At 72.9% G+C, this 4,252-nt stretch carries 4 protein-coding genes; 1 reads left to right on the top strand and 3 read right to left on the bottom strand.

The features are described 5' to 3' along the window. Nucleotides 1-24: 24 nt before the first annotated feature. Entirely contained in the window at nucleotides 25-210 is a 186-nt protein-coding gene (locus FNX44_RS24380) for a hypothetical protein (protein WP_143651132.1), read from the bottom strand. Further along, nucleotides 207-692, bottom strand: coding sequence for an AMP-binding protein (locus FNX44_RS24375; protein ID WP_143651130.1), 486 nt, complete (start codon nucleotides 690-692; stop codon nucleotides 207-209). The genes FNX44_RS24380 and FNX44_RS24375 overlap by 4 nt, the downstream gene beginning before the upstream one ends. Nucleotides 693-811: 119 nt before the next feature. Between FNX44_RS24375 and FNX44_RS24370 the strand changes: the two genes are divergently transcribed. Continuing rightward, nucleotides 812-1,942, top strand: a complete 1,131-nt coding sequence (locus FNX44_RS24370) for a P1 family peptidase (protein WP_143651128.1) — start codon at nucleotides 812-814, stop codon at nucleotides 1,940-1,942. 106 nt (nucleotides 1,943-2,048) lie between these two features. On the opposite strand, the gene FNX44_RS24365 is transcribed toward FNX44_RS24370, so the two are convergent. Then, a complete protein-coding gene (locus tag FNX44_RS24365) occupies nucleotides 2,049-4,193 on the bottom strand; it encodes a PTS fructose transporter subunit IIABC (protein ID WP_143651126.1) in 2,145 nt (714 codons plus the stop codon). Between the last annotated feature and the right edge of the window lie 59 nt (nucleotides 4,194-4,252).

Below are 4,252 nucleotides of genomic sequence, written 5' to 3'. Positions count from 1 at the left end.
GTTGGGAGCGGGCCGGGGAAGTGATCAGATGTGGTGCGGTGGCTTCTCGTCGAGGAACCGGGCCAGATCCGCCGCGCCATCGCTCTCCGACCCCGGCCGCTCGCCCCACCCGCGGTCCGTGTCGTCGGCGGACTGCTCGCCCAGCGGATCGCCGAAGTGCAGCATGGCGGGCTTGCGCCCGGAATCGGGCTGGTCTGCCGGGGAAGTCATGCTCCCAGGGTATCGAGGGCCTCGTGCCACCAGAGGTCGCGATCCGGATGCCACGGCACCGGCCCGGGCATCCGGTGCACCACCAGCACCGACCGCACGCGGTCAACGCCGACAAGCGCACGATCCACGTGGTGCTTGGCGGCGTACCGCCGCTCGCCGTGGTGGCAGCTGTCCGCTGTGATGACCACCCGCGCCCCGCTCTCCCTGATCCGGTTGCGCAGCAGTCCGGCCGGCTCTCCGATGGGCAGGGTGACCCTGGTGGCGTCGACCCGGCCGCAGGCCATAGTGGCCACGACGGACTCGGGCGCCATGGGCAGCAGCACTGCCACCCTGTCGCCCCGTTTCACCCCGAGTTGCTCCAGCACGCGGGTCGCCTGTCGGGCGCGGGACAGCAACTGGAGGTGGACGAACTCGGCGCCGGGCTCCGGCGGAGTGGGAAACCTCGGGTCCTGGGCGGGTTCGTTGGACTGATCGGCCGACATGCCCCCAGCGTCCGACGGAGCGATGAACGTCCGATCAACAAACGCTCTACGCCGCGCGCTTGCCCTTCGTACCGCTGTCCCCGAAACCCCGCGCCGGACGCGGCGGGAGCGCCGGACGGATGCTCGCGGGCCGACCGATTCACCTCTCGCGGCGGGCGGCGGCACCTGGTACGCATGGCCGGGTGACAGCAGACATCGGGAAGACGACCCCTGACACCCTGACGGCTGTACCCGGAATGCGCGTCGGTCATGCCGAACGTGTCGGTGACGGCTGGTTGACCGGTACGACCGTGGTCCTGGCGCCCGAGGGCGGCGCGGTCGCGGCCGTCGACGTCCGAGGAGGAGGGCCCGGCACCCGGGAGACCGACGCGCTCGACCCGCGCAACCTCGTTCAGCGGGTTGAAGCCGTGGTGCTCAGTGGCGGCAGCGCCTTCGGGCTGGACGCGGCGTCGGGTGTGATGGCGTGGCTGGAGGAGCAGGGGCGGGGCGTCCGAGTGGGCCCGGCCGAGCACCAGGTCGTCCCGGTCGTACCCGCCGCCTGCCTCTTCGACCTGGGACGCGGCGGGGAATGGACGGCCCGGCCGGACGCGACCCTCGGCAGGGCCGCCGCCGAAAGCGCGTGGCGCGGCGGTGACGAACAGCGTGAGGGAAACGTCGGCGCGGGCACGGGCGCGGTCGTCGGCGGACTGAAGGGAGGTGTGGCAGGTGCTTCGACGGTACTGGCGTCCGGGGTGACGGTGGCGGCGATCGCCGCGGTGAACGCCGTCGGCTCGGTCCTCGCTCCGGACACGGGCGCTCTCTACGGGGAGTTGTACACGGGCAGGCCGGTGCTGCCGTCGGCCGAACGCCACCAGCGGGCGCTGCGTCTGCTGGCCGAGGCGCGGGAGACCTCCGGTCCTCCCCCGCTGAACACGACGCTCGCGGTCGTGGCGACGGACGCCGCGCTCGGCAAGGCGCAGGCGCAGAAGTTGGCCGGCACGGCCCATGACGGGTTGGCCAGGGCGGTCAGCCCGGTACATCTCCTGCACGACGGCGACACCGTGTTCGCGATGGCCACCGGCGCCCGGCCGGTGACCGGAGTGCTGCCCGGTGGCCGGGAGGAGGCCGAGATGGCCGCTTTGAACCAGGTGTACGCCGCCGGAGCGGACGTGCTGACCCGCGCGGTGGTCAAGGCGGTGCTCGCCGCTGAGACGGTGAAGGGGCCCGGCGGCCACTTCCCCGGCTACCGGGAGCTCTACGAGCGCTGGTGAACGGGGGCGAACGGGGTCCTGCCCTCGCCGGACACGCCGCCGGACCTTCCTCCGGACCCGACGCCGCCCGGCCCCCTCGCCAGTGGGCCGGGCGCTGCGCCGATCGTCAGCCCGTCGTGACGCCGACCTCACCGCGGTCGGCGGCCGGCGGGACGGTGTCAACCGTCGTGCCCGGCCGCCGCGCGCTCTTCAGGGCGACCACCAGGCCGGTGGTGACGAGCGTGCCGGCGGCGATGGCGACCAGGTAGAGCAGTGGCCCGCCGATCAGCGGCACCACAAAGGCGCCGCCGTGCGGAGCGCGAAGCGTCGAGCCGAAAGCCATGCTCAGCGCGCCCGTCAGGGCGCCGCCCGCCATGGCCGACGGGATGACCCGCAGCGGGTCCGCCGCTGCGAACGGAATCGCTCCCTCGGTGATGAAGGAGGCGCCGAGCACCCACGCCGCCTTGCCGTTCTCCCGCTCGGCGGGGGTGAAGAGGCGGGCGCGCACGACGGTGGCGAGGGCCATGGCCAACGGCGGCACCATGCCGGCGGCCATGACCGCCGCCATGACCTTCAGTGCGCCCTCGCTCGGTGCCGCCACGGCGATGCCACCGGTCGCGAAGGCGTAGGCGACCTTGTTGACCGGGCCGCCCAGGTCGGTGCACATCATCAGGCCGAGCAGCGCGCCGAGAAGGACGGCGTTGGCGCCGCTGAGACCGGCGAGCCAGTCGGTGAGGCCGCTCTGGGCGACGGCGATCGGCTTGCCGACCACCACGAACATCAGCAGACCGACCACCGCGGAGGCCACCAGCGGAATGACCACCACCGGCATCACACCGCGCAGCACGTCGGGTATGCGCACCCGTTGGATCAATCGGACGACCCCGCCGGCCAGTAGACCGGCGGCCAGGCCACCGAGGAAGCCCGCCTCGATGGACAGGGCGATGGCACCTCCGACAAAGCCGGGTGCCAGGCCCGGCCGGTCGGCCATCCCGTAGGCGATGTAGCCGGCCAGTACGGGCACCAGGAACCCGAACGCGGCCACGCCGATCTGGAAGAAGAGCGCCGCCCAACTGCTCGTTTCCAGCCAACTGAAGCTGTCGACCACCGAGGGGGCGTCGGTGATCTCGTAACCGCCGAGCGCGAAGGAGAGCGCGATGAGAAGCCCGCCCGCGGCGACGAAGGGGATCATGTGGCTGATGCCGGTCATCAGATACCGGCGCAATCGGCTGCCGAAGCCCTCACCCGCCGGGCTTCCGGCGTCCATCGGGGCCGCCGAGGTCGCCGGAGCCGCGGTCTCACCGCGTTCGGCCTTGCGTCGCACCTCGTCCAGCAGCTCGTCCGGCCGGTTGATCGCGGCCTTGACCCCGACGTCCACAGTCGGTTTGCCGCCGAACCGTCCACGGTCTCGTACCTCCACGTCGTGCGCGAGGATCACGCCGTCGGCGGCGTTGATCACCTCGGGGTCGAGACGTCGGAAGCCGGCGGAGCCCTGCGTCTCTACGTCCAGACGGACGCCGGCACGGGCAGCGGCGTTCTCCAGCGCCTCGGCGGCCATGTACGTGTGGGCGATACCCGTGGGGCAGGAGGTGACGGCGACGACCCGGAAGGAACCGCCGTTCCTGTCGTCCGCCGTTTGCTCGCCGCCGTCCGGACCTCCGGCGGCCGACCCTTCGGCGGCCGGGCTCTCAGTGGCCGGGCTCTCGGCGGCCGGGCTCTCAGTGGCCGGGCCTTCGACGGCGGGGCTCTCGGCGTCCGGGCCTTCGGCGGCCGTTCCGACGGCGTCCGGACCTCCCGCGGCGTCCGCCGTCTGCGGGGCGTCGGACGGCCGGCTGTCGCCGCGGATGAGGGCGGCGGCGACGGCCGGGTCCTCGGCGGCCCGCAGGGCGGCGGTGAAGCCCGCGTTCATCAGTTCGCGCGCGAGCCCGGAGAGGATCGTCAGGTGGTCGCTGTCGGCGCCCGCCGGTGCGGCGATGAGGAAGACCAGGTCCGCCGGGCCGTCCGTCGCGCCGAAGTCGACGGGCTGTCGCGGCCGGCCGAAGGCGAGCGTGGGCTCTGTCGCGTGCTCACTACGGCAGTGCGGGATACCGATGCCGCCTTCCAGGCCGGTCGGCATCTGGGCCTCGCGGGCCGCCACGTCGGCGAGGAAGCCGTCGAGGTCGGTGACGCGGCCGGCGGCGACCATGCGCTCGGCCAGTTGGCGAACGACGGCGTCCTTGTCTGGGGCGGCGAGGTCGAGGTCGACCAGGTCCGCTGTGATCACATCACTCATCGCAGAGCTCCGATGGTGTTTCGGTCCCGGGCGGGGAGTGCCCGGTGGGTGTCGGGGAC

The organism is Streptomyces alkaliterrae, assembly GCF_007097205.2.
Taxonomy (GTDB): domain Bacteria; phylum Actinomycetota; class Actinomycetes; order Streptomycetales; family Streptomycetaceae; genus Streptomyces; species Streptomyces alkaliterrae.
The sequence above is the reverse complement of the archived record's forward strand: the minus strand, read 5'-3'. Positions and strand labels throughout refer to the sequence as shown.

Excerpts from the sequence above, each read along its gene's own strand:
- FNX44_RS24380 (WP_143651132.1), bottom strand. The coding sequence starts at position 210 with ATGACTTCCCCGGCAGACCAGCCCGATTCCGGGCGCAAGCCCGCCATG.
- FNX44_RS24375 (WP_143651130.1), bottom strand. The coding sequence starts at position 692 with ATGTCGGCCGATCAGTCCAACGAACCCGCCCAGGACCCGAGGTTTCCC.
- FNX44_RS24370 (WP_143651128.1), top strand. The coding sequence starts at position 812 with ATGCTCGCGGGCCGACCGATTCACCTCTCGCGGCGGGCGGCGGCACCT.
- FNX44_RS24365 (WP_143651126.1), bottom strand. The coding sequence starts at position 4,193 with ATGAGTGATGTGATCACAGCGGACCTGGTCGACCTCGACCTCGCCGCC.